This window comes from Algoriphagus faecimaris, assembly GCF_900101705.1.
GTDB classification, from domain to species: domain Bacteria; phylum Bacteroidota; class Bacteroidia; order Cytophagales; family Cyclobacteriaceae; genus Algoriphagus; species Algoriphagus faecimaris.
This window is the reverse complement of record NZ_FNAC01000006.1, coordinates 37,458-55,865: the sequence shown is the minus strand read 5'-3', so window position 1 is coordinate 55,865 and position 18,408 is coordinate 37,458. Positions and strand designations below refer to the sequence as shown.

Below are 18,408 nucleotides of genomic sequence, written 5' to 3'. Positions count from 1 at the left end.
CTAAAATGAAATATATCAATAAATCAATATTCTTACTGGTATTTGGCGCTTTAGCTGCCTGTACCTATGATTTTCCGGAGCCTCAGGTCAACGAACCGACTGCAGGATCGGCGGATTTCTCTAAAATAATTTCCGTGGGCAATTCCCTGACTGCGGGCTTTATGGATGGGGCTTTGTACAACAGAGGACAAGAAAATTCCTTTGCTGTGATACTGGCCGAGCAGGCAAGAGCTGTTGGGGGTGGGGACTTTAATGTCCCTTCGATCAACTCTACCAATGGATTCTTCCAAATGGGACCTCAAGGTCCCCTAGGTAGACTTGTATTGACCGTTAATCCTCAGACCGGCGCCACTGGACCGGCCCCTATAGGAGCTGGTGATATTCCAACAGATTTTACCGGTGACAAGTCAAATCTTAATAATTTTGGAGTACCTGGAATTACCCTATTGACGGCCTTAATCCCTCAAACAGGTGGTCCTGCTTCTCCTCAAAATCCTGCTTACAATAGACTTTATGAGCGATTTGCTTCTAACCCTGGCACATCCACTGTAATTGGAGATGCCGCTGCAGCACTAGCTGATGGAGGTACCTTCTTTACCTTTTGGTTAGGAAACAATGACGTATTAGGTTACGCAACAGGCGGTGCCTCAAATCCAGCTATCTTGACCTCTGATGAAGATTTTCAACAACGATTAGGAAGTGCTTTAGGCGCACTTCTACAAGCAAGTCCTGAAGCCAAAGGTGCTGTGGCCAATGTGCCAAGTTTAGCAGTTTTGCCTTATTTCACTTTGGTTCCTTGGAATGCACTACCTCTAGCCCAAGCCCAAGCGGATCAAGCTAATGCTGGATATGCTCAATATAATGGGGGATTGGCGTTGGCTAGAAATGGAGGGTTGATTACTGCTGAAGAGGAAGAATTAAGACAAATTCAATTTCAAGCAGGACAGAATGGCTTTGTGATGGCGGATGAGTCCCTTACAGATTTAAGTGGATTGGGAATTCCATCCTTAAGAATGAGTAATCCTTCTGACAGAGCTACCTTACCATTGGCACAAGCTTTGGGTCAGGTGGTAGGCGGTAATCCTGCCTTAATTAGAGGTATCAGTTTTCCTGTAGAAGACCAATTTGTTTTGACCATCCAAGAGCAGGCTGAGGTTAATCAGAAAATCACTGCTTTTAATGGAATCATCTCGGCCGCAGTACAAGCAAATAATGACCGATTGGTACTAGTAGATGTAAATGACCTTCTAAATAGAGTACTTCAAGGTCAAGTATCTTCCGGTGGTGTGGGGCTAACGGCTTCAATTGTCCCTCCTACAGGTGGCTTCTCTTTAGATGGAGTGCATCCTAACGCAAGAGCTCATGCTTTTGTAGCCAATCATTTTATTGATGCCATCAATGCTAAATGGGGAGCAAATATCCCTAAAGCTAACCCTAACAATTACATCGGTAATGATCTTCCTAGATAAGATTACCGATAGTTGAATAATGTAAAAAGCCACTCGATTGAGTGGCTTTTTTGTTGAATAAGCTATTTGGAATCTTAATCGGCAAAGTGGATTCGTTTTCTACTAAACTTGCTTTGGACTAAAATGCATATCTTTTGGTTAATGTTCGCTTTCTAAAGTGCTCAAAAAGCTTACTAGATCCCTTATTTCTCTTTTACTCAATTTACCAGCTAAGGTAGGCATACTTGAGACGGCTATTTTCTTCTCACTGATTTCATTAGGTTTATATGTTTTTTCAGGTTCCGCTCCTACTTTCACTGTCACCCCAGCTTCAGAATCTTCCATCAATGTTCCGTTTACCTCCTCCCCATTTTCTAGCTTAAGGCTTACAAAACCATAACCTGGAGCAAGCCTAGCACTAGGGTCCACCAAAGCAATCAATAATTCCTCTCTACTTAATTTTTTGGCAATTCCATTCAATCTAGGGCCGGCATTTCCTCCCATATCATCATAAGCATGACAGCGAATACATTGTGCGGTTTGATTTTGAAAGAAAATGTTTCTTCCTACCCGTACATTTCCTTCGGCCAAGGCTCCTTCAAACTTTTTCCATTCTTGATCTCCGGCCTTTTGAGAAAGCAATTCTTCAAATTGATCTTGAAGACTTTCGGAACCGGTAGCACCTACCGCTTCCTCGAGTTCGACCCAAGTAGCAGAAGTTAAATTATTCGAGGAAAAATCAGCAAAAATTTTCTCCCATACAGGGAGTTCCGCCGAATTGTTTAAAGCTCCCAAGGTCAATAATGCACGCTGTTTTTCAGCATCGGTTCGCTTTTGGATTATGTCCATGAGCAAATCTACCTTTTGATCTCTTGGCAAAGAGGTCTCCGAAAGCAAGGCTAAGCCCGCTACCCGAACCCTATCTTTGGAATCGTTCATGGCGGTGGCAATTGCATCAGGAAGATTAGAAGCGTCCATTTCTTTCAATGCTTGTAATGCCTGAACTTTGACCTCATCGCTAGGATCTGTTTTAAGCCTTGTCAATAATAAATCTGCAGCATCCGCAGTAGATAGTTTGCCCAAAGCTTTTGCCGACTCTACTCTTATGTTTGACGATGGATGAGAAAGTGAGGCTGATAGGACGGATAAGCTTTGCTCGCGGACCAAGTTTCCATCTCTTTCGACAGGCCCTCTGAAACGTCCATCTACGCGGTCTACTACAGAAGGCTTACTCCAAGTCCCCACAATAGCCAAAGCCTCGATTTTCATAGCCTCTGAAGCTTTACTGGATGAGATATAGGATAAAACATCATTCAACTGCTTCTCTCCTCCTACTCGCTGATTGGCGCTAAGGATCCTTCTGACCAATGCTTCGTTGTTGTATGGAGTGGAAGAAATCAATGCCGCTAATTCCGGGAGGGCTGCTTCCACCGAAAAATCATCATGAATTGCTCTTGCCGCCTCTGTTACGATCAGTTCATTTTGATCGGAGAGAAACTTGGCCAATGCCGGACTTTCTAACCTTCTCAGGGCGATCACCACCCCCATTCTTACCGCGTTTGACTCATGGTCTGAAAGTGCCGCTAGAGTTTCCTCATCACCTATTCTAGCCAATGCTAAAGTAGCCGCATGTCGTAAATATGCATCTTCGTCATCATTGGCCTCTAATAATGAAATAAGCGCACTCGTGGCTTTAGTTTCAGCTGTACGTCCAAGTGCCTCTGCCGCGAAAAACTGGGCTCTGGCATTCTCATCTTTCAAGTTGGCAATCAATTCATCGCCCCCTTTGGGATAACGAATATCCCCTATCCACTTAGCAGCTTGGGCACGGATTTCGGGATCAGAATCTTTCAAATAGGAAACCAAAATGTCTGCCTGATTTAAATCATTCAATCTGGCAATCTGACTGATCCCTACTATAGAATGAATTCTAGCATATTGATTTGAATTATCCGCCAAAACTTCTTCGAAAATGGCCAAGCCTTCTTCCTGTCTTTTGGCAAGCTCAAACTGCCCTTTTCTCCTTACTCTCAAATCTTCATGATAAAGTTTTGACTTGAGTTCAGTTGAAGAAAGGGATTTAAAATCTGCCTTCAATTCATTTTCTACATTTGACTGCAGCTCCCAGCCTTCGGCTTCTTCATCCTCTAGTTTCCAGATTCGACCGTAGTTTTTGGTTCCCCATCCGTCTACCCAATCCGCAAAATATAGCTTTCCGTCAGGTCCAAAATCCATACCAGTGGGCAATACTCCAGAAATGATTCGCTCAGTTGACTTTAATTCAAATGAAGCTCCCTTGGGCTCAAGTGTGAAGGCGTGAATTCCTGAGTTGGCAGCATTGCCTACAAATTCCACCACAAAAAAGTGATCCTTCCACTTAGGTCCCAAACCGGAACCCGGATTATAAACCATCCCTGTAGGTCCTGATACGTAATTCAGAATGGGCGGGGTAATGAATGCTGCTTGTTCCTCCCATCTAGGAGTAAATAACTTTTCGTCCATCCATACCTTATAGGTATTGTTATCAGGGTCACGGTATTTTCCAAACTGCCAATTAATTCTCCAACCCGAGTCAGAGCCATTGGTCAGATAAACCAGCCGTTCTTTTTCTCCAGCGTGATCTCCATCATTGTCCACAGAGATCAAATTATTGTGTGCATCAAAAACAAACTCGTGGGTATTTCTAACACCCATAGCAAATATTTCAAAGTCTGACCCGTCAGGATTGGCCCGAGCAATTACCCCTCGATTGGGATATTTCCACTCTTTGCCATCCGGTCCTTTTCCATTGAAACCGATATCTCCTATTCCCCAATAGATTCGACCATCAGGCCCCATCTCTAATCCGGACATTCCATGAGCACCAAAACCGATATGAATTCCATAACCATGGGAAATGGATTCCTTATCGTCCATTATGCCATCTCCATTCTGATCTACAAGGCGCCACATATCTGGACCTACTCCCACATAGAGGGCATCTTCACCCATCATCACAGCACCCGCTACGTCGGTAACTTCATCATTGAAATCTTCTACCACGAGTTGTGAGAAATCCGCAAGTCCATCTCCGTCTGTATCGCGAAGCTTAAATATCTGCTCCTTCTCGACGGTCATATCTCGCCAGTCATGCGAACCGTCACCATTCAAGTCAGCGAGCCAAGTATTTTGATCACTTCGCTCAGGAGATAATTCGGAGTGTAAAAAAGTTCGCTTATCTTCTATATTTTGAAGACTAATGGAGCGTATTTCCCAATCTTGATGGCCACGAATATCAAATTCAGAATTCTTTTGGCGATTGGTTCGGGAATAAAAAAGATCTCCCTGATCTGTGATATGGATAGAAATGGGATCAAACACCAAGGAATCCACTCCCCATGCCGAGAGTTTTAATCCAGATTTTAAAACAGGGTTAATTTGAGCTCGGGCATTCTTAGCCTGCTCCTCCAATTCAGATTTTCCAAAGGTTTTAATCCGAAGATCAGTTGGCTCCTTTTGACAAGAAATCAAGGAGAGTATTATGGTGGTCAATACACCATAGCTGATGTTTTTCAAGTGCATAGGTTATTTGAGCGTTAGGTTTAAATGACAAATTAGTCATTTTTAAAAAAGTCTAGAATCCACTCATCAAAACATTTGGAACTACTAGTCCTAAAAACAAAAATCCCGACCAGAAGTCGGGATTTTGTTCACTTTAACCACTAACAACCATAAAACAAAAATACTGATAACCAGCTTCTTACACCAGTCCTATGTAGTCCGTACGGGAATCGAACCCGTGTTTCATCCGTGAAAGGGATGCGTCCTAACCCCTAGACGAACGGACCATTTGGGGTTTGTTAAAAATTTCAATTGTCGAAAATTCTATTACTAAGAGATAATTCGATGAACTAAGTAGTCCGTACGGGAATCGAACCCGTGTTTCATCCGTGAAAGGGATGCGTCCTAACCCCTAGACGAACGGACCATGAAAAACCTTGAAAAACGTCCTTTTTCAAAAGGTTGTGCAAATATAGAAGCTTGCTTTTAGAATAGCAAAGTGGCTGCAAAAATTTATTTAGAATAGCCTCTAAAAAGCTGATCCAAAGCAATTAAAATTTTCTCTGGGAGGAATCAATTCCTTTTGGCTAATTTTAACCTTTCAAATGAACCTCTATTTCATGCAAGCTCCAAAGAAGATTCGAATAGCCATTAATGGATTTGGAAGAATTGGAAGATATACGACGAAACTATTATTAAATCGCCCTGAATTTGAATTAATAGCCATCAATGATCTGGCTGATGACCAAGCAATTGCCCATCTTTTAAAGTATGATTCAGTACACGGCAAGTTTGATTCTAGGATTTTTGTCGAAAACACAAAGCTTATGGTCGATAATCAACCCATCGATCTACTTTCTCAAGCTGACCCGGAGAAGCTTCCTTGGAAAGAAATGAAAATCGATGTAGTGATAGAGTGCACAGGGAGATTTACTACAAGAGAAGGAGCTGAAAAACACCTCAAAGCAGGGGCAAATAAAGTAATCATCTCTGCTCCTTCACAAGATGAAAGCATCAAAATGGTGGTTTTGGGGGTGAACGATTCCATTTTGATTGGCGAGGAGCGAATTGTGTCAAATGCTTCTTGTACCACCAATTGCCTTGCCCCTATGGTACAGGTTTTGGAGGATCAGTTTGGGATAGTGAAAGGCTATGCCTCTACGGTGCATTCTTATACCAATGACCAAAACCTTCACGATGCTCCCCACCGGGATTTACGGAGAGCGAGAGCTGCGGCTTATTCCATTATCCCGACGACTACCAATGCCGGAAAAGCACTAGACCGTGTCTTACCTTCCCTGTCGGGAAAGATAGAAGCCTCTGCGATGCGCGTTCCCGTTCCGGATGGATCGCTTACCGATCTTATTGTAGAGCTCAAAACTGAAGCAAGCGTAGATGCGATAAATGACGCTTTTTTGAAAGCCTCACAAGGATATTTGAAGGGAATTGTACAAGTAGAAGATGATCCTATTGTCTCCATGGACATTTTGGGTAATCCACACTCTTGCATTATTGACTCCGCACTTACCTCTTCTAAAGGAAATTTGATAAAATTAGTTGGATGGTATGATAATGAGGCAGGTTATTCCAACAGATTGGTGGATTTGATTGGCGTGCTTTCTGCACGAAATCAATCCTTCATTCTTTGACTCGGTTCAAACCTAGTGCTTTGATCATCAAATTGGGCAAGGGGCCCGTTTTCTTTCGGGACTTGAGGTTGAGATAAATCCCCAAAGGAGCAAAAATGGGGACTTTAAAAGTTTCTACCAATTCTACCAAGGTCCCATCTAAGTCTTCTATATAAGCAAATCTTCCCGCTGCTTTTCCCATATCAAAGTTATCCTTACTATCCACCTTAAAATCAAAGCCAAGAGATAAGGCTTTTGCCTTAAGATCGTCCATACCATTCACATCGAAACAGAGATGGATAAAACCTAAATCACCCCAAAATCGATCCTTGAAGATCCTTCTTCCTGTAGTTTTTTCGGTTGAAATCAATTCGATTTCAGATTGACACAGGAGGCGACCAAATGCCCCGGTAGGCTTTCCTGCCTTTGTCATGACCACCCTTCTGTATTTCACATCTCCCCCTGCCAAGGATTTGATATCATCAAAAAGATCAATGCAATCACTTTTTACCTCATCGTGTCCTAACAAATCCCGATAGAGTGGCAGACTTTTTTCAATAGATGAACAGCCGATCAAAACCCCACAGACTCCACCTGTGACTCCTTTATTATCAGAGAACCAAGAACTATTTTCAATGATTTCAAATAGATTTCCAAAAGGATCTTTTACATAAAAATGACAATCCCCGGCTGGGCTTTTGTTCGGCTGATTTAAAATTGTCGCGCCTATGTCCTCAAGGTGTACTTTAGCCTGATTGATGTCTCGACAGCGGATTTTAATGGCTAAAATACCAAGGTCTGTGAGTTGGATGTCAAAAGCTGCGGACTGCGGTATCCTTGATGTGTACTGCCATACTTCGAAGCCTCCTCCTCCTTGTAAATTCATCGCCAAAATGGCAAAGCGCTCATGAACTTCACCTCCTGTGAAAGGTGACATCAGCGTGGCGGCAGCCTTATCCCTAAATATCGGTACATCCATCCCAAACGCTTTTCTATACCAGGTCCAATTTGCCTCTGCATCCTGGACTCCTATTCCGATTTGTTGGATTCCATTTATTGAATAGGCCATTGGTTTTTCATCTAGTGTTGAGCATTTTCTGATACAGCTGTCGGATTTCTTTAGGATCTCGGTGTTGAATAAAATAAGTGAAAGCCATCAAGTTAGCCCATTGAACTTTAAACCAACTATTTTGATCATATTTTCTAGCAGAAACACGGATTGACCTCGGAATAATGTGAAATCGAAAACGCTTTTTAATTCTTCGAACCAGCTCAAAGTCTTCCATGATGCAGTACTCTTCATTAAAACCACCCAATTCTTTAAAAATTGATCGATGAATATAAAGCGTCTGATCTCCTCCTCCAGAAAAGAGCCCATTAAAGCGAGTAAACCAACCATTTATTTTGAGCAAGAAATTTTCCGAATCGAAGCGATACCTGTAGCAACCCACAAGAGCTCCTTTTTCGACAGCTTTCAAAATGTCACTGTAGAACCCCTTCAGCGGTCGTGTATCTGCATGAACAAAGTAGAACATATCACCAGAGGCTATTTTGGCACCCAAGTTCATCTGAACAGCTCTGCTAGATCGCCCTGAGTTTTCGAATAGCACTCCATTTTGCCTGCAAAAAGTGGCACTTTCATCTTCACTTCCCCCATCGATGACAATTATTTCATGAGGGAAATTTTTCAACTCTTCTTGAAGTAGTGGGATCAACTCTTGGAGATTTTGTATCTCATGAAGCGTAGGTATAATGACCGATATTTTCATAAGTAAAAAAACTCAGTTCACCCGCTGGACCACGTAATTTTTGATTGGATTTTGAATCAAAACCTTGGTCAATTCCTGCCCTGTATAGTAAAACCGGTTTCGATTCCCGTTGATTTCGATTTCAAAGACATCTTTTTCCACCTCTTTGACTTCACTCAAAAGCCCAAAAGTCTCTGAAACAATTTCATCTCCATCTTGAGGTTTCTCAAAGTAAAATTTTGCAGTACTCCCCTCAATCACTCGCTGTATTGTGGTAGAGTTTTCATATTTGTATGTCTCAGCCTCTACTTGATAATGATTTTCCATCCAATCAATCTCAGTAATAAAGTCTCCTCTATTAGACTGAGAAGATACACGCGATGAAATCAATTGATCTTCAAGATATTGACAGTCGATCTCATGGTTCAGAAAAATCTTTCCAAAAAACCAAAAGCTTACTTCACTCTGCAGAAGGAAATTTTTGTTATTACCATTTTTGGTGAGTTTGGCTTCCAGGTCTCCAATTTTAAACCCTGCTACTCGTATTTCATAATTATCTACTTGGGTTTGATTTTGCGCGGATAATTGTCCGCCGAAAACAAAGCTCATCAATACAGCAAAAAGCGCTGATCTTTTCCAAGTTTTAGCAGCAGCCTCCCCCATCATAGAAATAAGTTGAATCTGTAATTAAAATATCTTTTCTACCTAAAACCTGAATCGCACCGGCGGTCTTATCACAAATAGCCAAAGGCTGATTGTGCATTAAGACATGTCCATTTTTGTCATCAAAGTAATCCTCTTCTCCGAAATAGACAGCTGCTTTTCCTGTAAAAACACAAGGCCCGTCAGTTGGCATGGGGTCTTTTATAGCACAAACTTCCACTGATTCTAAGACGATCATGTTTTCTGTATCGTATTGACCGGGGGCCAATACACGGTATGGCCTTTTGGCTCTGATTTCTACTGTACCAAATCCTGCATCAGTAATCATTTTGATATAGTCTTTCAAAGGCAAAGAACCGCTGAGGCAAAGGGCTCTAAGCTTAGGATCATTTTTCAAGTTTTCTGGCATAGGATCTTCTGTAATCGGATCACTCAGCACAAGTCTACCGTGTGGTTTGAGAACACGGTGCATCTCAGCGAGAGCTAGCTTCAGGTCTTCATGTGTGAAAATATTGAATAGGCAATTCTGAGCAGCGACATCTATAGAATTATCCTCTACGGGAAGGTTTAGGGCAGTGCCTTTACGCAAATCGACAAAACTTCGCTGAAACCAATCGTTTTCTTTCTCGGCGACTTGGAGATTTTGATCACAGGCAGCAAGCATATCCTCTACAATATCCACTCCGATGACACCTGATTCCTGGCGGGAAAAGTAAGAAAACTGCAGTACTTCCATTCCGCCTCCTACTCCCACATAGAGTATTTTGGGATTGTTAACGAGGTCCCTAGGATGAACTGTACTTCCACAGCCGTAATTCATCTCCTGCATGATTTTGGGGATTTTTAAGCCGGGAAATTGCCAAATCGGAGAAGTCGTGCAGCATAGCCCTACATCAGGTGTCTGAGCGGCTTTTGCATACACATCGATGGTGGTGTCTAAGTAATTATTCATAGGTACTGGTGAAAAGAGATTTCATTTTTTCCCAATCCTCTAAGCGATCTATATCCGAGAGCATGGGCAATAAATAATAGGTAAGTTTTTTGGCTTCTATGATAGATTTAGTCTGATCAAATACCATTTCCGAGCTCCAGGAGATTCCTTTGAAAAGAGACGGAATTAATTTATTCATTCCAAGTAGATAATATCCACCATCTTCTGCTGGACCGATGACCACATCCTTGCTATCTAATTGATCAAAAGCTTTTTGGATAAGTTCAGCACTGATTTCGGGACAATCTGTTCCAATGATGATCAGTTTTTGGAAATTACTTTGGAAGAGATCTTCAAAAGCATTTAACATACGATCACCGAGATTTTCGCCACTTTGAAGCCTCATCCTGTAGGTAGGACCCTGAGGTTTATTATCGGGAACGAATGAGGAGTAGTACACGTATTTTTCTACATTCAATTGACTGCATACTTGATGGGTAAAATCACACAACTTTTCATAAATAGCCAATGCCTCTTGATCTCCTAAATCCTTAGCCAATCGAGTCTTAACTTTACCGAGCTCAGCATTTTTTTGAAAGATAATTAGTGCACTATTTTTCATCATGCTGTGCTACCTCCGCAACTAGAGCCCGACCCAGCCGTGCAGCCGAAGCAATGCTTATTCACAACAATCTCTCTTTCGGTCAAAGACTGTTGATCCCAATCCGAAATGTGTTGGCTGTTTTCGGCATTTACTTTTAAGTCTAACATTTGATTGAAATCACAATCAAACAAGTACCCATCCCAACCGACAGATACCGTGTTACGGCACATCACATTTGCTGCAGCACCCGGGTTAAAATTCTCTATAAGTTTCTCCATGTAGGCCTCATAGTTTTCACTTCTGATGAGATATTCCAAAAAGCGACTTATGGGAATATTGGTGATGGTAAAGAGAGAATTGAAAGTGATATCAAATCGCTCTTTAAGCTTTTTCTTAAACTCAAGCTCTAGGGCCTCCTGCGCTGGAGGCAGAAAAGCTCCTGAGGGATTATAGACCAAGTTCAGTATTAGACCAGTACCGGATACCCCATAGCCGACTTGATTCAGGAGTTGGAGAGCTTTTATACTTTTATCAAATACTCCATCTCCTCTCTGGGAATCAGTTTTCATCGCAGTGAAATAAGGCAAGGAAGACACGACTTCTATATTATGTTTCTTGAAAAAATCAGGTAAATCATGATACTTTGGGTTGGCCAGAATGATGGTCAAATTGCAACGTACAATGATGGTACACTCGGAATTGATCTCACGAATTTTCTCGATAAACCATCTAAAATGAGGATTCATCTCAGGAGCTCCACCTGTAAGATCGATCGTATTGATTTGATGATTTTTGATCACATCCAGACAAGCCTGCATCGTCTCGGGAGTCATTATTTCTTTTCGATCCGGACCGGCATCAACGTGACAGTGTTTACACACTTGATTACACATTTTGCCAAGATTGAGCTGTAAAATCTCAATCTGGGTGGGCTTCAAGGGAAACAAACCTATGGGATCAAGTTTGCTTTCAAAGCGATCTACATTACTATTTTCTAATATTTCAAGTTCAAATGCGGGTTCTGAAAGTGGGTTTGCTAATGCTTTGAGTGACTTCATTCCGATTACATCGATATTTCGTTGATTTTATTCATCATTTGTGTGGCGTGTACCAGAGATGCACCTCCTCTGATAGCTGCTGCCACATGAACAGCCTCCATCATTTGCTCTTCATCACAGCCTTTTTCCAAAGTATCCGTGGTGTAAGCGTCTATGCAATATGGACACTGAATAGCGTGTGCCACGGCCAGTGCGATCAATGATTTTTCTCTTGCCGTCAGTGCTCCTTCTTCAAAAACCTCTCCGTAGTAATCAAAAAATTTATCTGCTAAAGGTTTCTGAAGTTGGCCGATTTTTCCAAATTTTTTTAAGTCCTCTGGATTGTAGTAAGTTTTCATGATCTGATATACGTGTTGATAGTTTAAGTTGGATTGAAGTTATAGGAAAAAAAACACAAGAACAGAGCGAATGTTATTAAATGTGTTTGTGGGAACAAATTATTCTATTTTCCTATTATCCCTATAGACTTTAAATAACAAATTACTATGACATTACGACTAGGAGATTTAGCGCCCAATTTTCAAGCTGAAACAAGCCAAGGAAAAATTGATTTTTATGAATATCTAGGGGATAGTTGGGGAGTATTGTTCTCACATCCTGCTGATTACACACCTGTGTGCACCACAGAATTAGGAGCTGTTGCCAAGCTCAGGGATGAATTCGAAAAAAGAAATACCAAAGTGATGGCATTGAGTGTGGATGGTCTGGAAAGCCACAGGGGCTGGATAGCCGATATCAATGAAACTCAACAAACGGAGGTTAATTTCCCTATAATCGCTGATAAGGATAAAAAAGTATCAGAGCTCTACGATATGATCCATCCCAATGCGAATGAAAATTTTACGGTAAGATCAGTTTTTGTGATTGGAAACGATAAAAAGATCAAATTGATTATAACTTACCCTGCATCCACGGGAAGAAATTTTGATGAACTGCTCCGAGTGATTGATTCTTTGCAATTAACGGCTAATTATTCGGTAGCTACGCCTGCCAATTGGAAAAACGGAGAAGATGTGGTGATCTCACCTGCGATCAAGGATGAGGATATTCCTGCTAAATTCCCAAAAGGACATCAAGTGGTAAAACCTTATCTAAGAACCACTCCACAGCCCAATTTGTAAGTACAAGAAGGGGAAGTGTAAAAGCTTCCTCTTTATTTTTTGATCTGATTGATCCATGCGATGACTGATTCGATGGATTTGGAAATTTTAGCAAATTCCCCTGCTGCTATCCAGTCCTTTCTCATTAGCTGTGAGCCCATCCCCACACAAAGCACACCTGCATCAAACCATGGCTTTATACTTTCTAAACTGGGCTCTACTCCTCCTGTGGGTATGATCTCCACCTTTGGTAATACAGCATGCACTGCGGGAACAAAACCAGGGCTAAGGATATTTGCAGGATAGATTTTGACCAGTTCGGCGCCCAATTCTGTAGCTTCAAAGACCTCAGAAACTGTACCGCAACCCGGCACCCAAGGGATATCCAACTTCTTGCAGTATTCTCCTAATTTGGGATTCATCACAGGTGCCACAATAAATTCAGCTCCCATATCGATAAATTCTTCAGCTTGCCACGGATGGTAAATCGTACCAACTCCTAGAGAAAGGCCAGGAAGAGTTTCTGCCATTCTTTGCAAAGCCGGAAAAATCAAGGGCGCTTGATCGCCACGATTGACTAATTCGATTACTCGAATCCCTCCTTCATAGGCTGTTTCTAATAGCTTAAGACAGGTTCTTTCATCCGGATGATAAAAAATAGGCATCACGCCCGCCTGATGCATTTTTTGAATAAATGGACTATTGGGGTTTCTCATTTTATCTTTTGATTTTTCCTGATTTACCACTCATGACTTCTTGTACTTCCTCCAAGCTACAGAGCAGCTGATCGCCAGGTACGCTATGTTTGAGTGCACCGGAAGCCATTGCAAAATCAATCGCCTCTTGGGGAGATAAGTGTAACAGTCCATAGATTAAGCCCGCCGCATAAGCATCTCCTGTACCCACTCTATCTATTATAGGGTTAAGGTCGTAGGATTTGGATCGAAAGCTTTCACTTAACGTAAACAAGCGCGCTGAAATCGTATTGTGTGAAGCAGAATAAGTATTCCTATTGGTATGACTTATCCATTTTAGCTGCTTGAATTGTTGGAAGGCAAATGTTGAAGCTTCTTTAAAATCTTGAAATGATTTATTTAAACATTGTTCAAAATCCCTTTTCCCAGCAATCATCAGGTGGGTGTTTTCCATGATTTCAGGCATAATTTCATGTACCTGTTTTCCATATTGCCATAGGTTACTTCTATAATTTAGATCACCACTCACTTTGATTCCTCTTTTATTTGCTTCTTGGACGGCTTTGCGAGTTAAATCGGCAGCTGACTGCGAGATAGCAGGCGAAATCCCAGACCAGTGCAGCCAATCTGCTCCCTCCAATAATTTTTCCCAGTCTACATTTTCAATGCTGAGTTTGGAAAAGCTTGATCCCTCTCTATCATAGATAATCTTGGAACTACGGTGTAATGCCCCTTTTTCTAAAAAATAAGTTCCTAATCGTCCAGCCAAGGAATAACAAAACTCCGTATTGATCCCCATTCGACGTAAGGAAGCTATAGCCGCCTGACCTAATTCATGACTTGGAAAAGCAGAAAGATGCAATGCCTGTGTGCCCCAATTGGCTAAGGCCGCACCGACATTGGCCTCAGAACCTCCAAATTCCAATTCTAAATAAGTTGCCTGTAAAAATCGCTGATGCGCTGGTGGTGAAAGCCTCATCATGACTTCTCCAAGAGTAATAACTTTCTTCATAAGATAATTTAGATCACGGTGATCAAATTACCCAAAGTATCCAAAATAACCTGTATCTATCAATTAAAAATCTACGGAAACGCTTTCTATCATGAATTAAAGAAAAAAGGATGACCGTTTGGTCATCCTTTTATTGGCATACCTTACTATTTATCTTACTGCAGTTTGATCTGGGCTTCAATTTTAGAAGTTCCTTCACCTGTATTAGAATCATACATTCCAGTCAAAACACCTTCACCACTAGCATTTCGGAATTTTTTTGTTCCGCCGACGATATGAACTACCGCTTCGAACGTCACCATGCCATTTGCATCTGGAAAAGTAGCTTGGTTTGTCTCACTTCTATAAAAGATAGCCGTCCCATTTTCGCTTACGGTAACCGAATTTACATCGTCAGGGATATCCGTCAGGCCAAAAGAAGCTAACTCATCCGCATAAAATTGGGTAACGGGAGCGCCTTCAGAAGTAGTAAGCGATGTAGCTACTTGATTGATAAACGAGTAAACTTTTCCCATCCCTTGTGCTTTTCCTACTCCAGTCCCGGGTAGAAAAGTTAAAGGAAGTTCTTCTGTAGGTGGAACGACTGTAATCTGATTAACGAAGGACTCTTCATAAGGTATAAGTCCGCCCTTCTTGAGATTTTCTCCACCTTCTTCCGTGGTGGTAATTTCGACTTGAGACTGATCGATAAGGGGTGTCTCTGTCTCCGAAATACAAGCTGAAGCACCGAATACCATCGCAGTCAGAACCAGCAATTTGTGGGTAATTGATAGATGTTTTTTCATTTGAACATTTTTAAGGATGATAGAACTTTAAGGTTGTTTTAAATAATAAATCAACTGTGGCTAGAGCAAATAAATATCTGCAAATCCACATTTTTGTAGTTCATACCAATAAAAATGCCAAAAATAACTACTGCTCTATCAAAATAAATTTTGCTTTAGATCCTTTTGACCGAATCTCCTTTGCTTCTTGATATTCCTTGGAATAATACCATTCCTTTGCACTTTTCTTATCTGGAAATTCAAGCATAACCAAGCGATCATGGGACCACTCCCCTTCCAATACTTCTACAGGATTTCCCCTAAGGACAAACTTCCCCCCATGAGCCTCTACGGTGGCGGGAGTTAACTTTTTGTATTCATCATAGATAGCAGCGTCAAAAATATCTGCTTCCACTATTACATATGCAGCCATAATTTCTTTTTTGTCAAAAATAATCTTTTCTCAATATAAAAACCTACTCAAAACCAAGACCTGCGGCATATCGTACTTTTGCAAAAGCCATCTTTTGCTTAGCTAAGAGTTCGTTGAGGGTAACTTTTGAATCCAAAACAGAAACTTCTCGGGCATTGATCAAAAACAAACTACTTTCTCCCATTTCAAACCTCCTCAACTCAGCTGTCAGTAGTCGCTCTAAATTATCTACATTTTGACCAAAGGTATTCACCTGCTGATCCAATATTCGGTAATTATTGATTTCTGCCTCTAATTTTGTTCGAAGCTGAAGCTCTTTCAGCTCCCTAGAGTTTTGTTTGAAATCAATCTTTGCTTTAGCAAGTCCAACAGAACCCCGTGCCTTTCGAAAAAGTAAAGGCGTATAAATGGAAACGCCCCATTTATAATTGTTTTCAAAAAAGGGTGCATTTTCAAATTGATTGAGCTGCTCCACTAAGAAATTATACTTGACTTTGACAACGGGTAGAATGGATTGAGCTTTTAATTTCCGGTCAATCTCTAAGCCAGCTAATTCAAAATCAGTCAATTGCAGTTCGGGATGGGCTGCCACAATCGTCCTCAGCTCCTCTACATCAAATATTTCTAAAGCACCATCTTCTAAACTCTCAGGTACAACTCCGTCATTAAGAACCATGGGAAGTGTGTTTTCATCCCACAAGAAGGTATTCAGCATTTGAGTTGCAGCGAAGAATTCGTTCTGTGCTGCTTGCAGTTTATACTGTCTGTTTAAAAGCTGAGAAAAAGCCTCAACGGTATCAATTGCCGCCAAATCGCCTTGTTGGAAGCTTCTTTTAATTGCTCTAAATCGAACTTCTGCCAATTCTACTCCCTCATCCAGTACTAGTAAATTTTGATAAGACATCGACCATTTCCAGTAGGACTCAAATCCCTTCACATAGAGTTCGTTCAGAAGTGTAAGCCTTTCTATCTCGGTTGATTGTTGATAAATCTGAGCTTGTCTTAGCATGGCTCTTCTTTCATCTAAAATCAGCCCTTGGCCGAGATTAACTGAAGCGCCGGCAGCAAATAATCCTCCTGAAGGAACAATATTTTCAGAACTAAGAAATGAACCTGAATTTTGCTCAAAGGTACCATTAAGTTCTACCCCTGCCATCGTGGGAATACTGATGCCTGCCTCTCGCTTGTCATAATAGGTGCTTTCTTTGAATTCCTTATTGTCCAAAGTTCCGAATAGCAAAGGGTCAAAGGCACCTCTTGCAGTTTGAAGTTCCCTTGCTCCCATTTCCAAGGTGATGTCAGCTTGAGAGGCCACAGGATGATATTCCTGAAGCCACTCCAGAAAGGTATTCATCCGCAGCGTGTCTGACTGAAAAGCCCCAGCCGAAAGACCTTGAAAAAGAAAAATCAATAAGAAGAGTCGTTGTCTCATTTTTTCTCTTTAGCTAATGCGTTCTTTTGTTCTTGAGTATAATAATCGGCAGGGAATCCATTAAGCTGTCGCCAGATTTCATACCAAACAGGTACATCATTCAAAAGCGCGATGCCATCAGCACCCGAACCTATCCGTAAGGCATCAGGCCATGCTTCTTCCTCCGGATCTTCGACAACCAAGATTCTATACTGATTAGTAGGGCCTGCAAACTGATCTATTGCCACCACTACTCCTCCAAAAGTACCATTTGAAATCTGTGGCCAACCTGAAAATACAATGGCTGGCCAACCATCAAAGATGAAACGAACTTTATTGCCAACTTTGATCAAAGGGAAGTCTACAGGTTGAACATACATCTCAACTGCCAAATCAGCTTCTGCAGGTACTATGTTTAAGATAGGTTCTCCTTCCTTGATGGTCTCTCCCAAACCTACCTTTATCGCCTCAGCCAAGTAGCCATTTTGTGGGGCAAGGATGTATCTGAAATTTGTACGTGCCTCATAATTGGAGTACTGATTTTCCAATTTGGTCGCTGTCGCTTCAGTATCAAACTGAGCAGACATGGCAGTAAACATCTCCGATTCGGCTTTAGCCAATTTGTCCTTGAAATCATTATCAATAGCATCTAGATCCAACTGTGCAGTAATCAGCATATTTTGACTGCTGAGGTAGTCATTTTCAGCTGCTATCAACTTGGCATTGACGTCTTGAAATTTCAACCTTCTACTTTCTAAATCTGTCAATGATCTAAGTCCTTCCTCGAAAAGGCTTTCCCATCTTTCTAGCTGCTGTTTACCAATATCGAAATTTACTTTGGCCTGTTGAAATTTAATGCTGTCTGACTCCACTTTAAGCTCAGCCATTCGGAGTTTATTCTGTGCTTGCTCCAGTCGTAAAATATTGTTGCGTTTTAATGCCTCTATCTGATCTTTCAGCGCGGAGACCTTATCTCCGTAAGATCTCGCAGACAAATTTTTGGCATCCAATTGTAATTGTGTTCTAGGCAATAGCAAAGAATCAAAATACTCATCCTTGATTTCAGAGATCCTGACAATGGTATCCCCTTTAGCCACATAAGATCCTTCAGCCACATACCATTTCTCTATTCTTCCAGCAATAACAGAATGAATAGTCTGTGGTCTCTGATCAGGTCTGAGGGCTGTTACGTAGCCCTTTGAGCGGATATTTTGTGTCCAGGGCAAGAATAGAAACAAAAAGAAAATAAGGAGCAGGGAAGTCAAAACTCTGACTCTTTTTGTATACTCTTTCAGTGGTAAGGTCATTACCAAGCTTTTTGCACCGCTAAAAGGAATTGATTCCTTGATCTTGATTTTGGAAATGTTTAGCAT

The 18,408-nt window shown here is 41.4% G+C and carries 17 protein-coding genes and 2 tRNA genes; 3 read left to right on the top strand and 16 right to left on the bottom strand.

Annotated features, from left to right (window positions below; translation table 11 throughout):
- Window positions 1–5: 5 nt before the first annotated feature.
- Window positions 6–1,469 (top strand): SGNH/GDSL hydrolase family protein, encoded by a 1,464-nt coding sequence (locus BLQ57_RS04585; RefSeq protein ID WP_087938177.1) that lies wholly within the window; start codon window positions 6–8, stop codon window positions 1,467–1,469.
- Window positions 1,470–1,607: 138 nt separating this feature from the next.
- Here the strand turns inward: BLQ57_RS04585 and BLQ57_RS04580 are convergent, their stop codons facing one another.
- The 3 genes from BLQ57_RS04580 to BLQ57_RS04570 form a co-directional block, all read right to left on the bottom strand.
- Complete coding sequence (locus BLQ57_RS04580; protein ID WP_087938178.1) at window positions 1,608–5,009, bottom strand: HEAT repeat domain-containing protein; 3,402 nt, start codon at window positions 5,007–5,009, stop codon at window positions 1,608–1,610.
- Window positions 5,010–5,203: 194 nt separating this feature from the next.
- Window positions 5,204–5,275, bottom strand: a tRNA-Glu gene (locus BLQ57_RS04575).
- Window positions 5,276–5,343: 68 nt separating this feature from the next.
- A tRNA-Glu gene (locus tag BLQ57_RS04570) sits at window positions 5,344–5,415 on the bottom strand.
- A gap of 178 nt (window positions 5,416–5,593) precedes the next feature.
- Here BLQ57_RS04570 and gap point away from each other — a divergent pair.
- Entirely contained in the window at window positions 5,594–6,637 is a 1,044-nt protein-coding gene (gene gap, locus BLQ57_RS04565; protein ID WP_240507737.1) for a type I glyceraldehyde-3-phosphate dehydrogenase, read from the top strand.
- On the opposite strand, the gene BLQ57_RS04560 is transcribed toward gap, so the two are convergent.
- Genes BLQ57_RS04560 through BLQ57_RS04530 form a run of 7 tightly spaced genes read right to left on the bottom strand, consistent with a single transcriptional unit; the run spans window position 6,627 to window position 11,958 of the window.
- Window positions 6,627–7,685 (bottom strand): VOC family protein, encoded by a 1,059-nt coding sequence (locus BLQ57_RS04560; protein ID WP_087938180.1) that lies wholly within the window; start codon window positions 7,683–7,685, stop codon window positions 6,627–6,629. The two genes, gap and BLQ57_RS04560, sit on opposite strands and share 11 nt — an antisense overlap.
- Before the next feature lie 7 nt (window positions 7,686–7,692).
- Entirely contained in the window at window positions 7,693–8,385 is a 693-nt protein-coding gene (locus tag BLQ57_RS04555; RefSeq protein ID WP_087938181.1) for a TIGR04283 family arsenosugar biosynthesis glycosyltransferase, read from the bottom strand.
- A 12-nt stretch (window positions 8,386–8,397) separates the two neighbouring features.
- Entirely contained in the window at window positions 8,398–9,030 is a 633-nt protein-coding gene (locus tag BLQ57_RS04550) for a DUF6134 family protein (RefSeq protein ID WP_087938182.1), read from the bottom strand.
- Window positions 9,008–9,979 (bottom strand): arsenosugar biosynthesis arsenite methyltransferase ArsM, encoded by a 972-nt coding sequence (gene arsM / locus BLQ57_RS04545; RefSeq protein WP_087938183.1) that lies wholly within the window; start codon window positions 9,977–9,979, stop codon window positions 9,008–9,010. Before arsM ends, BLQ57_RS04550 begins: the two co-directional genes overlap by 23 nt.
- Window positions 9,972–10,580 carry a TIGR04282 family arsenosugar biosynthesis glycosyltransferase gene (locus tag BLQ57_RS04540; protein WP_262481072.1) on the bottom strand — a complete coding sequence of 203 codons (609 nt, stop codon included), beginning with the start codon at window positions 10,578–10,580 and terminating at the stop codon, window positions 9,972–9,974. The genes arsM and BLQ57_RS04540 overlap by 8 nt, the downstream gene beginning before the upstream one ends.
- On the bottom strand, window positions 10,580–11,620 hold the full coding sequence (arsS, locus tag BLQ57_RS04535) for an arsenosugar biosynthesis radical SAM (seleno)protein ArsS (protein WP_087938185.1): 1,041 nt from the start codon (window positions 11,618–11,620) through the stop codon (window positions 10,580–10,582). The genes BLQ57_RS04540 and arsS overlap by 1 nt, the downstream gene beginning before the upstream one ends.
- A gap of 5 nt (window positions 11,621–11,625) precedes the next feature.
- Window positions 11,626–11,958, bottom strand: coding sequence for an arsenosugar biosynthesis-associated peroxidase-like protein (locus BLQ57_RS04530; RefSeq protein WP_087938186.1), 333 nt, complete (start codon window positions 11,956–11,958; stop codon window positions 11,626–11,628).
- Window positions 11,959–12,105: 147 nt separating this feature from the next.
- Between BLQ57_RS04530 and BLQ57_RS04525 the strand changes: the two genes are divergently transcribed.
- Window positions 12,106–12,741, top strand: a complete 636-nt coding sequence (locus tag BLQ57_RS04525; RefSeq protein WP_087938187.1) for a peroxiredoxin — start codon at window positions 12,106–12,108, stop codon at window positions 12,739–12,741.
- Between the two features lie 32 nt (window positions 12,742–12,773).
- Here BLQ57_RS04525 and BLQ57_RS04520 read toward each other — a convergent pair whose 3' ends face one another.
- The 6 genes from BLQ57_RS04520 to BLQ57_RS04495 all read right to left on the bottom strand — a co-directional run bounded on the left by BLQ57_RS04520 (window position 12,774) and on the right by BLQ57_RS04495 (window position 18,408).
- Window positions 12,774–13,436, bottom strand: coding sequence for a beta/alpha barrel domain-containing protein (locus BLQ57_RS04520; protein ID WP_139162660.1), 663 nt, complete (start codon window positions 13,434–13,436; stop codon window positions 12,774–12,776).
- 1 nt (window position 13,437) lies between these two features.
- Window positions 13,438–14,427, bottom strand: a complete 990-nt coding sequence (locus tag BLQ57_RS04515; RefSeq protein ID WP_087938189.1) for a sugar kinase — start codon at window positions 14,425–14,427, stop codon at window positions 13,438–13,440.
- 155 nt (window positions 14,428–14,582) lie between these two features.
- Window positions 14,583–15,212: a hypothetical protein gene (locus BLQ57_RS04510; RefSeq protein ID WP_087938190.1), complete on the bottom strand. Its 630-nt coding sequence runs from the start codon at window positions 15,210–15,212 to the stop codon at window positions 14,583–14,585.
- Between the two features lie 127 nt (window positions 15,213–15,339).
- On the bottom strand, window positions 15,340–15,624 hold the full coding sequence (locus BLQ57_RS04505) for a DUF1330 domain-containing protein (RefSeq protein WP_087938191.1): 285 nt from the start codon (window positions 15,622–15,624) through the stop codon (window positions 15,340–15,342).
- 43 nt (window positions 15,625–15,667) lie between these two features.
- The gene (locus BLQ57_RS04500) at window positions 15,668–17,056 is read right to left on the bottom strand and encodes a TolC family protein (protein ID WP_087938192.1); all 1,389 of its coding nucleotides are present in this window, start codon (window positions 17,054–17,056) and stop codon (window positions 15,668–15,670) included.
- On the bottom strand, window positions 17,053–18,408 hold the full coding sequence (locus tag BLQ57_RS04495; protein WP_087938193.1) for an HlyD family secretion protein: 1,356 nt from the start codon (window positions 18,406–18,408) through the stop codon (window positions 17,053–17,055). Before BLQ57_RS04495 ends, BLQ57_RS04500 begins: the two co-directional genes overlap by 4 nt.